The organism is Pseudomonas sp. MF6396 (assembly GCF_002018915.1).
In the GTDB taxonomy this organism is placed as follows: domain Bacteria; phylum Pseudomonadota; class Gammaproteobacteria; order Pseudomonadales; family Pseudomonadaceae; genus Aquipseudomonas; species Aquipseudomonas palmensis.
Genome location: NZ_MVOK01000005.1, coordinates 123,737 through 137,269 on the forward strand (window position 1 = coordinate 123,737; position 13,533 = coordinate 137,269).

Below are 13,533 nucleotides of genomic sequence, written 5' to 3' on the forward strand. Positions count from 1 at the left end.
GGCGCGCAAGGCGCCCCGCGTCTTGAACGGGCGGCGTGATGCTGAACAAATATCCTCTATGGAAATACGCACTGATCCTGGCGGTACTGGCGATCGGTTTTATTTATTCCGCTCCCAACCTCTACCCTGACGATGCGGCTATTCAGGTCAGCGGTGCCAGCACGGCGCTGCAGGTCAGCCAGGCCGACCTGGACCGTGCCACCAAGGCACTGGCCGACGCCGGTATCGCGGTCAAGGGTGCAAGCCTGGGCGAGAAGGGCAAGGGCGCACTGGTGCGTCTGGCCAAACAGGACGACCAACTGCCTGCCAAGGACGTTGTGCGCAAGGCACTGGGTGACGACTACGTCGTTGCACTGAACCTGGCCCCGACCACTCCGCAATGGCTGCGCAACCTGGGTGCAAGCCCGATGAAGCTGGGCCTGGACCTGTCCGGTGGTGTGCACTTCCTGCTTGAAGTGGACATGGACAAGGCCATGGCGGCACGTCTGAAGGTGTACGAAGGCGAAGTCAAAAGCCTGCTGCGCAAGGAGCGTGTGCGCTACCGCAGCCTGCCGCAGCAAGATGGCGGCATTCAACTGGGCTTCTCCGATGACCAGTCCCGCGAACAGGTTCGCAGCCTGATCCGCAAGAATTTCAACGATTTCGAGCTGACCACCACCGAGCGTAACGGCCTGTCGGTGCTGCGTCTGGCGATTACCCCGGCCAAGGTCGCGGAAATCCGTGAATACTCGATCAAGCAGAACCTGACCACGGTACGTAACCGCGTCAACGAACTGGGTGTGGCCGAGCCACTGGTTCAGCGCCAGGGTGCCAACCGCATCGTGGTCGAGCTGCCAGGCGTGCAGGACACCGCCGAAGCCAAGCGTATCCTGGGCAAGACCGCGAACCTGGAGTTCCGTCTGGGTGCCGAGCCGGGTGCGTCCAAGGCCACTACCGAGACCTTCGAGTTCCGTGAGGGCGGTCGCCCACCGGCAGCGGTCGAGCGTGGCCTGATCATCACCGGTGACCAGGTCACCGACGCCCAGGCCAGCTTCGACGAGCAGGGTCGCCCGCAGGTGAACATCCGCCTGGATGGCCACGGCGGCGAACTGATGAGCCGCGCCACGCGCAGCAACGTCGGGCGCAGCATGGCGGTGATCTTCATCGAACAGCGTCCGGTTACCCGCTACGTCAAGCAGATGGTCGACGGTGTCGAGAAAGACGTGCCGGTGCAGTCGTTCGTGGAAGAGAAGCGCATCATCAGCCTGGCGACCATCCAGTCGCCGCTGGGCAGCCAGTTCCGCATCACCGGCCTGAACGGCCAGGGTGAGTCGTCCGAACTGGCCCTGCTGCTGCGTGCCGGTGGTCTGGCGGCGCCGATGTACTTCGCCGAAGAACGTACCATTGGCCCGAGCCTGGGTGCCGACAACATCACCAAGGGTATCGATGCATCGCTGTGGGGCATGCTGTTCGTGTCGCTGTTCATCATGGCCATCTACCGTGCCTTCGGCCTGATCGCCACCATCGCCCTGGCGGGCAACATGGTGCTGCTGCTGGCGCTGATGTCGCTGCTGGGGGCTACGCTGACCCTGCCGGGCATTGCCGGTATCGTGCTGACCATGGGTATGGCGGTCGACGCCAACGTACTGATCTTCTCGCGCATACGTGAAGAGCTGGCCAATGGCATGTCGGTGCAGCGCGCCATCCACGAAGGCTTCAACCGTGCCTACACCGCGATCGTCGATGCCAACCTGACCACCCTGCTGGTGGGCGGCATCCTGTTCGCCATGGGTACCGGTCCGGTCAAGGGCTTCGCGGTTACCATGTCCCTCGGGATTTTCACCTCGATGTTCACGGCCGTCATGGTCACCCGCGCAATGGTCAACCTGACCTGCGGTGGGCGGGATATCAAGAAGTTGTGGGTATAAGGGGCTGCCATGTTACGTACCATTAACTTCATGGGTGTGCGGAACGTCGCGTTCGGCGTCACCCTGCTGCTGACTGTGCTGGCACTGTTCAGCTGGTTCTACAAAGGGCTCAACTTCGGCCTGGACTTCACCGGCGGTACGCTCATCGAGCTGACCTACGAGCGCCCGGCCAACCTTGGCGAGGTTCGTGAAGAGCTGGTCAGGTCCGGCTTCCACGATGCCGTGGTGCAGAGCTTCGGTGCTACGACCGACCTGCTGGTGCGCATGCCGGGCGACGACCCGATGCTGGGCAACAAGGTGGCCGAGGCGCTGCAGAAGATCAGCACCGACAACCCGGCCACGGTCAAGCGTGTCGAGTTCGTCGGCCCGCAGGTGGGCGAGGAACTGCGTGACCAGGGCGGCCTGGGCATGCTGCTGGCGCTGGGCGGCATCCTGGTCTACCTGGCCTTCCGCTTCCAGTGGAAGTTTGCGGTGGGCGCCATCCTGTCGCTGGTGCACGACGTGATCGTGACCATGGGCATCCTGTCGTTCTTCCAGATCACCTTCGACCTGACGGTGCTGGCGGCGGTGCTGGCGATCATCGGCTACTCGCTCAACGACACCATCGTGGTGTTCGACCGGGTACGGGAAAACTTCCGCGTGATGCGCAAGGCTTCGCTGATCGAGAACATCAACGTCTCGACCACCCAGACCCTGCTGCGTACCGTGGCCACCTCGGTGTCCACCTTGCTGGCGATCGCGGCACTGCTGTTCTTCGGTGGTGACAACCTGTGGGGCTTCTCGCTGGCACTGTTCATCGGTGTAATGGCCGGTACCTACTCGTCGATCTACATCGCCAACGTGGTGCTGATCTGGCTGAACCTGAACAGTGAAGACCTGATCCCGCCGGTGAAAACCGAGGGTGTGGACGAGCGTCCATAAGGCTTTTTGCCACTGTCCTGAGCGGTACAAGAAGGCGCGAGTATTGAACTCGCGCCTTTTTTTATGCTCCAAGGCTGGGAGAAGCGCGGGCGTGTTCCCGCAGGTAAATCAGGAGGTTCACGTGAACAAGTCAATGCTGGTGGGTGCGGTGCTGGGTGCTGTCGGTGTCACTGCCGGAGGTGCCGTGGCTACCTACAGCTTGGTCAAGGGCGGGCCGCAATACGCGCAGGTGACGTCGGTGCAGCCGGTCAAGCAGACCGTCAAGACGCCACGGGAAGTCTGCAAGGATGTCACGGTGACCCGTCAGGCGCCGGTGAAGGATCAGCACCAGATCGCCGGTACCGTGCTGGGCGCCGTGGCAGGTGGGTTGCTGGGTAACCAGATCGGCGGCGGCAATGGCAAGAAGATCGCGACCGTGGCCGGTGCCGTCGGTGGTGGCTATGCCGGCAACAAGGTGCAGGAAGGCATGCAGAACCGCGATACCTACACCACCACGCAAACCCGCTGCAACACGGTCAATGACCTGAGCGAGAAGGTGGTGGGGTACGACGTGAAGTATTCGATTGGCGACAAGGCCGGGCAGGTGCGCATGGAGCGCGACCCGGGTTCGCAGATCCCGCTGGACGAGAATGGCAAGCTGGTACTGACGCAGGCACAGCCTGGGCAGTGATGGCCCTTTCGTCAGCAAGGCGGGCTCCTACAAAGCCATGCGCAACCTGTAGGCGCCGGCCTTGCCGGCGAAGAGGCCCGAAAGCCAGCCACAAAAAAGCACCCCGAAGGGTGCTTTTTTATTGCCCGGCTGAAACTCAGCGCTTCAGCGAGGCCGGCAGGTGCGGCTGGATCGCCGTCAACACCGCCTTGAAGCACTTGATGTTGCCGGCAACGATGTGGCCCTTCTCGAGGAAGTCATGACCACCGGTGAAGTCGCTCACCAGGCCGCCCGCTTCCTGGATCAGCAGTGCGCCTGCCGCCATGTCCCACTCGCTCAGGCCCGACTCCCAGAACGCATCGAAGCGGCCGGCGGCCACGTAGGCCAGGTCCAGGCTCGCGGCGCCGGCGCGGCGGATGCCGGCGGTCTGGCCGACCAGGGCACGGAACATGCCCAGGTAGTTGTCCAGGCCATCCATCTGGTTGTCACGGAACGGGAAGCCGGTACCCAGCAGGGCGCCGTCCAGGCTGGTGCGACCGCTGACGCGCAGGCGGCGACCATTGAGCTGGGCGCCACGGCCACGGCTGGCGGTGAATTCTTCCTGGCGTACCGGGTCGAGGACCGCGGCGTGTTCCAGGCGGCCGCGGTACTTGCACGCGATGCTCACGGCAAAGTGAGGGACGCCACGCAGGAAGTTGGTGGTACCGTCGAGCGGGTCGATGACCCACAGGTAGTCCTTGCCTTCTTCGCCGTTGCCAGCGTGCAGGCCGGTTTCTTCACCGTAGATGGAGTGGTTCGGGTACGCCTTGCGCAGGGCGTCGACGATGACTTTTTCCGCCGCGCGGTCGACTTCGGAGACGTAATCCTTGGCGTCTTTCTCATCTACCTTGATGGTATCCAGGCGCTCGATGGAGCGGAAAATCAATTCACTGGCGCTGCGGGCGGCGCGCAGCGCGATATTCAGCATGGGCTGCATGGACGTTTCACCTGGGTCGTTAAAGAAAGCCGAACATTCTAGCAGAAAACTTTGAACGAAGAAGGGCGACATTTGCTTTCATAGCGTAATGCCGGTCGCTTCTGTAAGATTTGCTCCCTTCCTTCCGCGTCTGTGAGCCGTGCCCGTGCTGCCAAGAATTCGTGTCGTCCTGGTCAATACCAGTCACCCCGGCAATATCGGCGGGGCTGCGCGCGCCATGAAAAACATGGGCCTGTCGCGCCTGGTGCTGGTCGAGCCTAACGACTTTCCTTCCCACGAGGCCAGTGCCCGTGCCTCCGGCGCTGATGACGTGCTGGCGGGTGCCGAGGTGGTGGCCACGCTCGAGGATGCGCTGGTGGGCTGCACCCTGGTGGTGGGCACCAGTGCCCGCGACCGGCGCATCCCGTGGCCCCTGCTCGATCCGCGCGAATGCGGCGCCAAGGTCGTCGAGCAGGCAGGCGAGGGTGCCGAGGTGGCGCTGGTGTTCGGCCGTGAACATGCCGGCCTGACCAACGACGAGCTGCAGCGATGTCATTATCACGTGCATATCCCGTCCAACCCGGATTTCAGTTCGCTGAATCTGGCGGCTGCGGTCCAGGTCCTGGCCTATGAAGTGCGCATGGCCTGGCTGGCAGCCGACGGGCAGGCGTCGAAAGTCGAGAAGGTCGAAGTGGCCTCGGTGCGCAGCGCAGAGCTGGCGACCATGGACGAAATGGAGCTGTTCTACCAGCACCTGGAGTCCGCGCTGGTGGACATCGGCTTTCTCGACCCGACCAAGCCCAAGCACCTGATGCCGCGTTTGCGTCGCCTGTACGGGCGCAGCGCGGTGAGTCGATCGGAAATAAGCATTTTGCGCGGCATCCTCACCGAAACCCAGAAAGCGGCCCGGGGCGATGCGCACAAGCGGAAGGATCAGTAAATGTTCGAGCGTCTGCGTGAAGATATCCAAAGCGTTTTCCACCGTGACCCGGCGGCGCGCAATGCCTTTGAAGTGCTGACCTGCTACCCGGGCATGCATTCGATCTGGCTGCACCGCGCGGCGCATGCCCTGTGGGTACGGGACTGGAAGTGGCTGGCGCGGCTGGTGTCCAACTTCGGTCGCTGGATGACCGGCATCGAGATTCACCCCGGTGCAAAGGTAGGCCGGCGCTTCTTCATCGACCACGGCATGGGCATCGTGATCGGCGAAACCGCCGAGATCGGCGATGACGTGACCCTGTACCAGGGCGTGACCCTGGGCGGCACCAGCTGGAACAAGGGCAAGCGCCACCCGACCCTGGAGGACGGCGTGGTGGTGGGGGCTGGCGCCAAGGTGCTGGGCCCGTTCACCGTGGGCGCGGGGGCCAAGATCGGCTCCAATGCGGTGGTCACCAAGGCGGTGCCGGCCGGCGCCACGGCGGTAGGTATCCCGGGGCGTATCATCGTCAAGTCCGATGCCGAGCAGGAGGCCCGGCGCAAGGCCATGGCCGAGAAGATCGGCTTCGACGCCTACGGCGTGAGCGAAGACATGCCCGACCCGGTGGCCCGCGCCATCGGCCAGTTGCTCGACCACCTGCAAGCGGTGGACGGGCGCCTGGAAGACATGTGCGGGGCGCTCAAGAACCTGGGCAGCGACTACTGCGCCAAGGAACTGCCGGCCCTGCGTGACGAAGACTTCGCGGATGTGAAGGTCGACGCCCGCAGCGACGCGTCGACGCATTGACAGAAGGGCGTGCGCTGGCGCGCCCGACTTTGCTACACTCTGCGCCGCCTCTCAGGCGCAATCCCGACTAAAGCAGTAGGTCTTATAGTTGACTTAAATGCTCGGGAATCGCATACTCGCACACATCCCGTAACTCCCGTGGTACCAAATAGCCATGCGACTGACTACAAAAGGCCGATACGCCGTGACTGCCATGCTTGACCTGGCGTTGCACGCGCAAAACGGGCCGGTGTCCCTGGCCGACATTTCCGAGCGCCAAGGCATCTCCCTTTCCTATCTGGAGCAGCTGTTTGCCAAGCTGCGTCGCAGCAGTCTGGTTTCCAGTGTGCGCGGTCCAGGCGGCGGCTACCAGCTGTCGCGCGTGATGGAAAGCATCCAGGTAGCCCAGGTGATCGATGCGGTCAACGAATCGGTCGACGCTACACGCTGCCAGGGCCTGGGTGATTGCCACGCTGGCGATACCTGCCTGACCCACCACTTGTGGTGTGATCTCAGCCAGCAGATTCACGAATTTCTGAGCGGTATCAGCCTGGCTGACCTTGTTACTCGCCGTGAGGTGCAAGAAGTCGCCCAGCGTCAGGACCTGCGCCGCATGGCGGGCCGGACACCGCATCTGGACAAGATTGAGACATCCGCCGTCGAATGACCGTTTCGACTGCGCGATGAGCCCGCCTGATAGGAGATATTCAATGAAGTTGCCGATCTACCTCGATTACTCCGCGACCACCCCGGTCGACCCACGTGTCGCCCAGAAGATGAGCGATTGCCTGCTGGTCGACGGGAACTTCGGTAACCCGGCGTCGCGTTCCCACGTCTTTGGCTGGAAAGCCGAAGAAGCGGTCGAGAACGCTCGCCGCCAGGTCGCCGACCTGGTCAACGCCGACCCGCGGGAAATTGTCTGGACCAGTGGCGCCACCGAGTCCGACAACCTGGCAATCAAGGGCGTCGCGCACTTCTACGGCACCAAGGGCAAGCACCTGATCACCTCCAAGATCGAGCACAAGGCCGTTCTGGACAGCACCCGTCAGTTGGAACGTGAAGGCTTCGAAGTCACCTACATCGAGCCGGGCGCCGATGGCCTGATCACCCCGGCCATGGTCGAGGCAGCCCTGCGTGAAGACACCATCCTGGTGTCGATCATGCACGTGAACAACGAAATCGGCACCATCAACGACATCGCCGCCATTGGCGAGCTGACCCGCTCGCGTGGCGTCATGTTCCACGTCGATGCCGCGCAGTCCACCGGCAAGGTCGAGATCGACCTGCAGAAGCTGAAGGTCGACCTGATGTCGTTCTCGGCGCACAAGACCTACGGCCCCAAAGGCATTGGCGCGCTGTACGTCAGCCGCAAGCCGCGCGTGCGTCTTGAAGCCACCATGCACGGCGGCGGTCACGAGCGCGGCATGCGTTCGGGTACCCTGGCTACCCACCAGATCGTCGGCATGGGCGAAGCCTTCGCCATCGCCAAGGAGCTGATGGCCAGCGAGAACCTGCGTATCAAGGCCCTGAGCGACCGCTTCTACAAGCAGGTCGAGAACCTTGAAGAGCTGTACATCAACGGCAGCATGACCGCGCGTATTCCGCACAACCTGAACCTGAGCTTCAACTACGTCGAAGGCGAGTCGCTGATCATGGCCCTCAAGGACCTGGCAGTGTCTTCGGGTTCGGCGTGCACCTCGGCATCGCTCGAGCCGTCCTACGTGCTGCGCGCCCTGGGCCGCAACGACGAACTGGCGCACAGCTCGATCCGCTTCACCTTCGGTCGCTTCACCACCGAAGAAGAAATCGACTACGCCGCGCAGAAGGTCTGCGAGGCCGTGACCAAGCTGCGCGAATTGTCGCCGCTGTGGGATATGTACAAAGACGGCGTCGACATCTCCAAGATCGAGTGGGCTGCGCACTAAGTAGTCGCCAGCAAGAGCGGCTCTCTGATGAGGAAGGAATAGCACCATGGCTTACAGTGAAAAGGTCATCGACCACTACGAAAACCCACGCAACGTCGGCAAGATGAATGCCGAGGACCCGGATGTCGGTACCGGCATGGTCGGCGCGCCTGCGTGCGGCGACGTGATGCGCCTGCAGATCAAGGTCAACGAGCAGGGCGTCATCGAAGATGCCAAGTTCAAGACCTACGGCTGTGGTTCGGCCATCGCTTCCAGCTCCCTCGCTACCGAGTGGATGAAGGGCAAGACCCTGGACGAAGCCGAAACCATCAAGAACACCCAGCTGGCCGAAGAACTGGCGTTGCCGCCGGTGAAGATCCACTGCTCGGTACTCGCCGAGGACGCCATCAAGGCGGCCGTGCGCGATTACAAGCAGAAGAAAGGTTTGCTCTAAGTTCGCCTGTTGCAGGTAAGGAGTCTCGATGGCTATCAGCATGACAGAAGCCGCCGCCAACCACGTGCGGCGCTCCCTCGAAGGACGCGGCAAGGGTGACGGCATTCGCCTGGGCGTTCGCACCACCGGCTGCTCGGGCCTGGCCTATGTGCTGGAGTTCGTCGACGCGCCGGACAGCGAGGACCAGGTGTTCGAAAGTCACGGCGTCAAGGTGATCATCGACCCGAAAAGCCTGGTGTACCTGGACGGAACCGAACTGGATTTCGTCAAGGAAGGGTTGAACGAAGGCTTCAAGTTCAACAATCCCAACGTGCGCGGTGAGTGTGGCTGCGGCGAAAGCTTCAACGTCTGAGGCTGCGCGTGGGTACTCCTTGTCATTTCGCCCTGTTTGACCTGCAGCCGGGCTTTCGCCTGGACCTCGACAAGCTGGCCGCACGCTATCGCGAGCTGGCCCGCGAGGTTCACCCGGACCGCTTCGCCGATGCCCCCGAGCGTGAACAGCGCCTGGCGCTGGAGCGCTCGGCCGGCCTCAACGACGCCTACCAGACCCTCAGGAGTGCGCCCAAGCGGGCGCGCTACCTGTTGGCGATGGGGGGCCACGAAGTGCCGCAGGAAGTCACTGTCCACGACCCCGAGTTCCTCTTCCAGCAGATGCAATGGCGAGAAGAGCTCGAAGACCTGCAGGACAGTGCCGACCTCGATGGCGTGGCCGCGTTCAAGCGCCGCCTGAAGGTCGCCCAGGAAGCACTCAACGAGGACTTCGCCGCCTGCTGGGAGGATGCTGCGCAGCGTGAACAGGCCGAGCGCCTGATGCGCCGCATGCAGTTCCTCGACAAGCTCGCCTATGAAGTGCGCCAGCTGGAAGAGCGCCTCGACGATTAACCCGGTGGCGCCGTTGGCGACACCCCTGGTATCAGATAAGCATGGCCCTACTGCAGATCGCCGAACCCGGTCAGACGCCACAGCCCCATCAGCGCCGCCTGGCCGTGGGCATTGACCTTGGCACCACCAATTCGCTGGTCGCTGCATTGCGCAGCGGCATTTCCGAACCGCTGCCAGACGCCGAGGGCCGGGTCATCCTGCCGTCGGCGGTGCGCTATCACGCCAACCATGTCGACGTGGGCTACAGTGCCCGTGACGCGGCCTCCAGCGACCCGCTGAACACCGTGCTGTCGGTCAAGCGCCTGATGGGGCGCGGCCTGGCCGACGTCAAGCAACTGGGGGAGCAACTGCCCTACCGCTTTGTCGGCGGCGAGTCGCACATGCCGTTCATCGACACGGTGCAGGGCCCGAAAAGCCCGGTGGAAGTCTCGGCCGACATTCTCAAGGTGCTGCGCCAGCGCGCCGAAGCCACCCTGGGTGGCGAGCTGGTCGGCGCGGTGATCACCGTGCCGGCGTACTTCGACGACGCTCAGCGCCAGGCCACCAAGGACGCTGCGCGCCTGGCCGGGCTGAACGTGCTGCGCCTGCTCAACGAACCGACCGCTGCGGCTGTGGCCTATGGCCTGGACCAGAACGCCGAAGGCGTGGTGGCCATCTATGACCTGGGCGGCGGCACCTTCGACATTTCCATCCTGCGCCTGACCGGCGGTGTGTTCGAAGTGATGGCCACCGGCGGCGACAGCGCCCTGGGCGGCGATGACTTCGACCATGCGGTGGCCGGCTGGATCATCGAGCAGGCGGGCCTGTCTGCCGACCTCGACCCCGGCACCCAGCGTCAACTGCTGCAAGCTGCCTGTGCGGCCAAGGAAGCGTTGACCAACAGCGATGTCGTGTCCGTGAGCCATGGCGCCTGGCAGGGCGAGCTGACCCGTGCCGGCTTCGACGCGCTGATCGAACCGATGGTGGCGCGCAGCCTCAAGGCCTGTCGCCGCGCCGTGCGCGACTGTGGCATCGAGCTGGATGAAGTCGAAGCCGTGGTCATGGTCGGTGGTTCCACTCGCGTGCCGCGTGTGCGCGAGGCGGTGGGCGCGCTGTTCGGGCGTACCCCGCTGACCGAGATCGACCCCGATCAGGTGGTGGCCATCGGCGCCGCGATCCAGGCCGATACCCTGGCCGGCAACAAGCGCGACGGCGGCGAACTGCTGCTGCTCGACGTGATTCCGCTGTCCCTGGGGCTGGAAACCATGGGCGGGTTGATGGAGAAGGTGATCCCGCGCAACACCACCATCCCGGTTGCCCGTGCCCAGGAATTCACCACGTACAAGGATGGCCAGTCGGCCATGATGATCCACGTGCTGCAGGGCGAGCGTGAGCTGATCAGCGACTGCCGCTCCCTGGCGCGCTTCGAACTGCGCGGCATCCCGGCCATGGTGGCCGGTGCGGCGAAGATTCGCGTCACCTTCCAGGTCGACGCCGACGGCCTGCTCAGCGTTTCGGCGCGCGAGCTGGGCTCGGGTGTGGAATCGAGCATTCAGGTCAAGCCGTCCTACGGCCTGACCGACGGCGAGATCACTCGCATGCTCAAGGACTCCTTCGAACATGCCGGCTACGACAAGGTGGCGCGCCAGCTGCGCGAGCACCAGGTCGACGCCGAGCGTCTGCTCGAAGCGGTGCAGGGCGCGCTGGACGCCGATGGCGAGCGCCTGCTGGACGCCGAAGAGCGCCTGGCGATCGAACAACAGATGCAAGACTTGCGTGATTTGATGAACGGTACCGATGGCGCCGCCATCGAGCAGCAGACCAAGCGTCTGTCGCAAGTGACCGATGCCTTTGCCGCCCGTCGCCTTGATTCGACGGTAAAAGCCGCTTTGGCCGGGCGCAACCTGAATGAGATCGAGGAATAACTGATGCCGCAGGTGATTTTTCTGCCCCACGAGAAGTTCTGTCCGGACGGAATGGTGGTGGAGGCCGAAACCGGTAAGTCCATCCTTGAAGTGGCCCATGACAACCACATCGAGATCGAAAGCGCCTGCGGCGGCGTCTGCGCCTGCACCACGTGCCACTGCGTGATCCGCGAGGGTTTCAACTCGCTGAACGAGGCCGACGAGCTGGAAGAGGACTACCTCGACCGCGCCTGGGGCCTGGAGCCCACGTCGCGCCTGACCTGCCAGGCCAAGGTCGGCACCGAGGACGTGACCGTCGAGATCCCGAAATACTCGCTCAACCACGCCGCCGAAGCGCCGCACTGACCGTTGGAGTCATCATGAGCCTGAAATGGGTTGATGTACTTGAAATTGCAATTCAGCTTGCCGAAAGCAAGCCGCAAGTCGATCCTCGCTACGTGAATTTCGTCGAACTGAGCCGCTGGGTGCAGGCCCTGCCCGACTTCAGCGACGATCCGAACCGTGGCGGAGAGAAGGTGCTTGAAGCCATTCAGGCCGCCTGGATCGAAGAAGCCGACTGAGCGCACTCGGCAGGTTAGGCAATCCCCCGGAACCCGCGTATAATTCGCGGGTTTAATTTTTCGCTTCACTTACTGTTTCTGGAGTTACACCATGGCTGTTCAACGTACTTTCTCCATCATCAAGCCTGACGCCGTTGCCAAGAACGTGATCGGCGAGATCACCACCCGTTTCGAAAAAGCCGGCCTGCGCGTCGTTGCCTCGAAACTCAAGCAACTGTCCAAAGCCGAAGCCGAAGGCTTCTACGCCGAGCACAAAGAGCGCGGCTTCTTCGGTGACCTGGTTGCCTTCATGATCTCCGGCCCGGTCGTTGTACAGGTTCTGGAAGGCGAAAACGCCATCGCTCTGAACCGTGAGCTGATGGGCGCCACCAACCCTAAAGAAGCTGCTGCCGGTACCATCCGTGCCGACTTCGCCGAGTCGATCGACGCCAACGCCGTTCACGGTTCGGACTCCGAAGCCGCTGCTGCTCGCGAAATCTCGTACTTCTTCGCAGCTACCGAGGTAACCGCTCGCTAAGCGACAGCTTACGAGTGAGGGTGAATCCATGACGACATCGACTGGTAAAACTAACCTGTTGGGCCTGACCCAGCCGGAAATGGAAAAATTCTTCGAGTCCATCGGGGAGAAGCGTTTCCGTGCCGGCCAGGTAATGAAATGGATTCACCACTTTGGCGTCGATGATTTCGACGCCATGACGAATGTCGGCAAGGCCCTGCGCGAGAAGCTCAAGGCCGTTGCCGAGATTCGCGGCCCCGAAGTGGTCAGCGAGGACATCTCCAGCGACGGCACCCGCAAGTGGGTGGTGCGCGTGGCGTCCGGCAGCTGCGTCGAGACCGTGTACATCCCCCAGGGCAAGCGTGGCACCCTGTGTGTCTCGTCCCAGGCCGGTTGCGCCCTGGACTGCAGTTTCTGCTCCACCGGCAAGCAAGGATTCAACAGCAACCTCACCGCCGCCGAAGTGATCGGACAGGTGTGGATTGCCAACAAGTCGTTCGGCAGCATTCCAGCCACCATCGACCGCGCCATCACCAACGTGGTGATGATGGGCATGGGTGAGCCGCTGCTCAACTTCGACAACGTGGTCGCCGCCATGCACCTGATGATGGACGACCTGGGCTACGGCATTTCCAAGCGCCGTGTGACCCTGTCCACCTCCGGCGTGGTGCCGATGATCGACCAGCTGGCCAAGCACATCGACGTGTCCCTGGCGCTGTCGCTGCACGCACCCAACGACGCCCTGCGCAACGAGCTGGTACCGATCAACAAGAAGTACCCGCTCAAGATGCTGCTCGAGTCGTGCATGCGCTACATGGCCGAACTCGGCGAGAAGCGTGTGCTGACCATCGAGTACACCCTGCTCAAGGACGTCAACGACAAGCTCGAGCACGCGGTCGAGATGGTCGAGCTGCTCAAGAACATCCCGTGCAAGATCAACCTGATTCCGTTCAACCCGTTCCCGCACTCCGGCTACGAGCGTCCGAGCAACAACGCGATCCGCCGCTTCCAGGACCACCTGCACCAGGCCGGCTACAACGTTACCGTGCGCACCACCCGTGGCGAGGACATCGACGCGGCCTGTGGTCAGCTGGTGGGGCAGGTGATGGACCGCACGCGCCGCAGTGAGCGCTATATCGCGGTACGGCAGCTCAATGCCGACGCCGATATGCCGCAAACCGGCGCGGCGGGCAACTGAG

16 protein-coding genes are annotated in these 13,533 nt (G+C 63.0%); 15 read left to right on the forward strand and 1 reads right to left on the reverse strand.

Features of this window, described 5'->3' with window-relative positions; translation table 11 throughout:
- Positions 1-38 precede the first annotated feature (38 nt).
- The 3 genes from secD to MF6396_RS06700 all read left to right on the forward strand — a co-directional run bounded on the left by secD (position 39) and on the right by MF6396_RS06700 (position 3,498).
- Positions 39-1,907, forward strand: a complete 1,869-nt coding sequence (gene secD, locus MF6396_RS06690; protein ID WP_078479940.1) for a protein translocase subunit SecD — start codon at positions 39-41, stop codon at positions 1,905-1,907.
- A 9-nt stretch (positions 1,908-1,916) separates the two neighbouring features.
- Complete coding sequence (gene secF / locus MF6396_RS06695; RefSeq protein ID WP_043864457.1) at positions 1,917-2,828, forward strand: protein translocase subunit SecF; 912 nt, start codon at positions 1,917-1,919, stop codon at positions 2,826-2,828.
- Positions 2,829-2,949: 121 nt separating this feature from the next.
- Positions 2,950-3,498 (forward strand): glycine zipper 2TM domain-containing protein, encoded by a 549-nt coding sequence (locus MF6396_RS06700; RefSeq protein ID WP_043864458.1) that lies wholly within the window; start codon positions 2,950-2,952, stop codon positions 3,496-3,498.
- A 136-nt stretch (positions 3,499-3,634) separates the two neighbouring features.
- On the opposite strand, the gene suhB is transcribed toward MF6396_RS06700, so the two are convergent.
- A complete protein-coding gene (gene suhB, locus MF6396_RS06705) occupies positions 3,635-4,453 on the reverse strand; it encodes a type III secretion system regulator SuhB (protein WP_078479941.1) in 819 nt (272 codons plus the stop codon).
- A gap of 145 nt (positions 4,454-4,598) precedes the next feature.
- On the opposite strand from suhB, the gene trmJ reads away from it, so the two are divergent.
- The 12 genes from trmJ to rlmN all read left to right on the forward strand — a co-directional run bounded on the left by trmJ (position 4,599) and on the right by rlmN (position 13,532).
- On the forward strand, positions 4,599-5,372 hold the full coding sequence (gene trmJ, locus MF6396_RS06710) for a tRNA (cytosine(32)/uridine(32)-2'-O)-methyltransferase TrmJ (RefSeq protein WP_043864460.1): 774 nt from the start codon (positions 4,599-4,601) through the stop codon (positions 5,370-5,372).
- Positions 5,373-6,155: a serine O-acetyltransferase gene (gene cysE, locus MF6396_RS06715; protein ID WP_078479942.1), complete on the forward strand. Its 783-nt coding sequence runs from the start codon at positions 5,373-5,375 to the stop codon at positions 6,153-6,155.
- Positions 6,156-6,309: 154 nt separating this feature from the next.
- Entirely contained in the window at positions 6,310-6,801 is a 492-nt protein-coding gene (gene iscR, locus MF6396_RS06720; protein WP_043864462.1) for a Fe-S cluster assembly transcriptional regulator IscR, read from the forward strand.
- A 43-nt stretch (positions 6,802-6,844) separates the two neighbouring features.
- Positions 6,845-8,059, forward strand: a complete 1,215-nt coding sequence (locus MF6396_RS06725) for an IscS subfamily cysteine desulfurase (protein WP_043864463.1) — start codon at positions 6,845-6,847, stop codon at positions 8,057-8,059.
- Between the two features lie 46 nt (positions 8,060-8,105).
- Positions 8,106-8,492, forward strand: a complete 387-nt coding sequence (iscU, locus tag MF6396_RS06730; protein WP_002552476.1) for a Fe-S cluster assembly scaffold IscU — start codon at positions 8,106-8,108, stop codon at positions 8,490-8,492.
- Between the two features lie 28 nt (positions 8,493-8,520).
- Positions 8,521-8,844 (forward strand): iron-sulfur cluster assembly protein IscA, encoded by a 324-nt coding sequence (gene iscA, locus MF6396_RS06735; protein ID WP_043864464.1) that lies wholly within the window; start codon positions 8,521-8,523, stop codon positions 8,842-8,844.
- An 8-nt stretch (positions 8,845-8,852) separates the two neighbouring features.
- A complete protein-coding gene (gene hscB, locus MF6396_RS06740) occupies positions 8,853-9,374 on the forward strand; it encodes a co-chaperone HscB (protein WP_043864465.1) in 522 nt (173 codons plus the stop codon).
- Positions 9,375-9,415: 41 nt separating this feature from the next.
- On the forward strand, positions 9,416-11,278 hold the full coding sequence (gene hscA, locus MF6396_RS06745; protein ID WP_078479943.1) for a Fe-S protein assembly chaperone HscA: 1,863 nt from the start codon (positions 9,416-9,418) through the stop codon (positions 11,276-11,278).
- Positions 11,279-11,281: 3 nt separating this feature from the next.
- The gene (gene fdx / locus MF6396_RS06750; RefSeq protein WP_043864467.1) at positions 11,282-11,623 is read left to right on the forward strand and encodes an ISC system 2Fe-2S type ferredoxin; all 342 of its coding nucleotides are present in this window, start codon (positions 11,282-11,284) and stop codon (positions 11,621-11,623) included.
- Between the two features lie 14 nt (positions 11,624-11,637).
- A complete protein-coding gene (iscX, locus tag MF6396_RS06755) occupies positions 11,638-11,838 on the forward strand; it encodes a Fe-S cluster assembly protein IscX (RefSeq protein ID WP_054916604.1) in 201 nt (66 codons plus the stop codon).
- Positions 11,839-11,929: 91 nt separating this feature from the next.
- Positions 11,930-12,355 carry a nucleoside-diphosphate kinase gene (ndk, locus tag MF6396_RS06760; protein ID WP_043864469.1) on the forward strand — a complete coding sequence of 142 codons (426 nt, stop codon included), beginning with the start codon at positions 11,930-11,932 and terminating at the stop codon, positions 12,353-12,355.
- 28 nt (positions 12,356-12,383) lie between these two features.
- On the forward strand, positions 12,384-13,532 hold the full coding sequence (gene rlmN / locus MF6396_RS06765; protein WP_054916603.1) for a 23S rRNA (adenine(2503)-C(2))-methyltransferase RlmN: 1,149 nt from the start codon (positions 12,384-12,386) through the stop codon (positions 13,530-13,532).
- The last annotated feature ends 1 nt before the right edge of the window (position 13,533 follow it).

Coding starts and splice junctions, on each gene's coding strand:
- suhB (WP_078479941.1), bottom strand. CDS start 4,453: ATGCAGCCCATGCTGAATATCGCGCTGCGCGCCGCCCGCAGCGCCAGT.
- rlmN (WP_054916603.1), top strand. CDS start 12,384: ATGACGACATCGACTGGTAAAACTAACCTGTTGGGCCTGACCCAGCCG.
- iscA (WP_043864464.1), top strand. CDS start 8,521: ATGGCTATCAGCATGACAGAAGCCGCCGCCAACCACGTGCGGCGCTCC.
- secD (WP_078479940.1), top strand. CDS start 39: ATGCTGAACAAATATCCTCTATGGAAATACGCACTGATCCTGGCGGTA.
- MF6396_RS06725 (WP_043864463.1), top strand. CDS start 6,845: ATGAAGTTGCCGATCTACCTCGATTACTCCGCGACCACCCCGGTCGAC.
- ndk (WP_043864469.1), top strand. CDS start 11,930: ATGGCTGTTCAACGTACTTTCTCCATCATCAAGCCTGACGCCGTTGCC.
- iscR (WP_043864462.1), top strand. CDS start 6,310: ATGCGACTGACTACAAAAGGCCGATACGCCGTGACTGCCATGCTTGAC.
- iscU (WP_002552476.1), top strand. CDS start 8,106: ATGGCTTACAGTGAAAAGGTCATCGACCACTACGAAAACCCACGCAAC.
- cysE (WP_078479942.1), top strand. CDS start 5,373: ATGTTCGAGCGTCTGCGTGAAGATATCCAAAGCGTTTTCCACCGTGAC.
- secF (WP_043864457.1), top strand. CDS start 1,917: ATGTTACGTACCATTAACTTCATGGGTGTGCGGAACGTCGCGTTCGGC.
- hscA (WP_078479943.1), top strand. CDS start 9,416: ATGGCCCTACTGCAGATCGCCGAACCCGGTCAGACGCCACAGCCCCAT.
- fdx (WP_043864467.1), top strand. CDS start 11,282: ATGCCGCAGGTGATTTTTCTGCCCCACGAGAAGTTCTGTCCGGACGGA.
- iscX (WP_054916604.1), top strand. CDS start 11,638: ATGAGCCTGAAATGGGTTGATGTACTTGAAATTGCAATTCAGCTTGCC.